1 protein-coding gene is annotated in these 271 nt (G+C 53.5%); it reads left to right on the top strand.

Annotated elements, in window-relative coordinates; all coding sequences use genetic code 11:
• On the top strand, positions 1-271 hold a 271-nt coding region (locus AB1471_RS18955; RefSeq protein WP_367780983.1), incomplete at both ends, for a hypothetical protein.

Here is a 271-nt window from a genome sequence, read left to right as displayed (position 1 = left end):
GGGAGAAAAGAGAAAAGAAAAAGAGGGAAAAAGAAAGAGGGAGGGAGGGGGGGAGGAAGGGGAGAAAGAAAAAAAGAGAGAGAAGGAAAGGAGAAAAGGAGGGGGAGAAGAGGAGAAGGAAGAAGGGAAGAGGGAAAAGGGGGGAAAGAGGGGAAAGGAAAGGAGGGGAAAAAGGGAGGGAAGGAAAGGGAAAGAAAGGGAGGGAGGGAAGGGGAGAGGGGGGGGAAGGGAGAGGGAAAAAGAAAGGGGGGGAAGAGAAGGAAGGGGGGGG

Source organism: Jeotgalibacillus marinus, from assembly GCF_040801915.1.
Taxonomy (GTDB): Bacteria; Bacillota; Bacilli; order Bacillales; family Jeotgalibacillaceae; genus Jeotgalibacillus; species Jeotgalibacillus marinus.
This window is presented reverse-complemented; position numbering and strand designations above follow the sequence as displayed.